This is a genomic window from Pseudomonas sp. SDO5271_S396 (genome assembly GCF_054071795.1).
Genome location: NZ_JBSVWB010000111.1, coordinates 1 through 1,764, shown reverse-complemented (window position 1 = coordinate 1,764; position 1,764 = coordinate 1). Strand labels below are relative to the sequence as shown.

At 64.3% G+C, this 1,764-nt stretch carries 1 protein-coding gene; it reads right to left on the bottom strand.

Going from position 1 to position 1,764, the window contains the following annotated elements:
* The coding region (locus ACW9IN_RS30065; RefSeq protein ID WP_457369237.1) for an amino acid adenylation domain-containing protein at window positions 1–1,764 on the bottom strand (1,764 nt) is incomplete at both ends.

The window sequence follows — 1,764 nt, the reverse complement described above, 5'->3', positions numbered from 1 at the left end:
TGCCAGAGGAACCACTGGCGTTCCTGGGCATAGGACAGCGGCAGCGGTTGATCGCGCTCGACTGCCAGCAACGGCGGGGCCAGAGGCGCGCCGCTGTCGCTCGCCAAGGCGGCAACAAAACCTTGCAGGCGCGGTTGCTCGAACACCAGTTTCAACGGCACTTCACGCTCAAGCACCTGCCGCAGACGCGACACCACCCGCATCGCCAGCAGCGAATGTCCGCCCATCTCGAAGAAGTGATCGGTCAGCCCTACCCGCCCGGCACCAAGAATATCGGCCCATACCGCCGCCACTTGCTGCTCCAGTTCGCTGGCCGGCGCGACCCACTCCTGTTGCGATTGACTGGCCTCGGGTTTCGGCAGCGCCTGGCGGTCCAGCTTGCCGTTGGGGTTCAGCGGCATGCGGTCGAGGAAGATCAGGTGCGCGGGCACCATGTAATCCGGCAGTTGTTCGCGCAGGATCGCTTTCAGAGCCTCGGCATCGCGATGTTCGGCAACCAGATAAGCCACCAGTTGGTTATCCGCCGCCAACACCAGCGCTTCACGCACGCCTGTCTGGGCCAGCAACAGCGCTTCGATTTCCCCCAGTTCGATACGGAAACCACGGATTTTCACCTGATGATCAACCCGGCCCACGTACTCGATCACCCCGTCGGCGCGATAGCGCGCCAGGTCGCCGGTGCGGTACAGGCGCTCGCCGGTTTCACCGAACGGGTCCGGCACAAAACGCTCGGCCGTCAACAATGGACGGTTCAAGTACGCACGCGCCAGGCCGCAGCTGCTGCCGATATACAACTCACCCACAGCGCCCAGCGGCGCCAGGTTCAAATCACGGTCCAGCACATACAACGCACGCCCGGGCAATGAACGCCCGATCGGGCTGGCGGTGGCGCCGATGAGTTCGTTGCCCGAGGTGCAATCCAGCACGCTCGACACCACCGTGGCTTCGGTCGGGCCGTAGGTGTTCAGCAAACGCACATGGCCAAGTCCAGCCTTGAGCCACTGCGCCGGACCGTCCAGCGGCATGGCTTCGCCGCCGATATGGATCTGGCGCAGTGCACCGTAAGAGCGCGGCCCCGACGCCAGGCAGTCGAGCAGGAACAGATTCCAGTAGGCGGTCGGCAAGTCGGCCAGGGTGATGCCCTGGCTGATGATTTCGTCGTACAGCCGCGCGCTGTCCCACAGCTCCGGACCGCGCAGCACCACCGTGGCGCCATGGGTCAGCGCCGGGTACAGCTGCTCGACAAAGCCGTCGAAGTTAAGGGTGGCGAATTGCAGTACGCGGTCGTCATGGGTCAGGCGCGAATAGCCGGCGGCGATGCTGGAGAACTCGGTCAGCGCGGCATGATTGATCGCCACGCCCTTCGGCTTGCCGGTAGAGCCGGAGGTGTAGATCACGTAGGCCAGGTTTTGCGGGGAGACGGCCACCTGCGGATCATGTTCAGGGCTCAGCGCCAAAGCGCTGTCTGCAACGTCAACCGTCGTCATGCCTTCAGGCAACGGCATCGCCACGTGAGCCTGGGTCAACACCAACTGCACGCCGCTGTCTTCGAGCATATGCAGCAAGCGTTCACGCGGGTATTGCGGATCCAGCGGCACATAGGCGCCCCCGGTTTTCAAGACGGCCAGCAGGCTGACGATCATCGCGAACGAACGCTCCACCGCCACGCCCACCAGTCGTTCCGGGCCGATGCCCTGGGCGATCAGGTGATGGGCCAGGCGGTTGGCCCGGCGGTTCAGCTCGGCATAACTGATCGACTGCTCG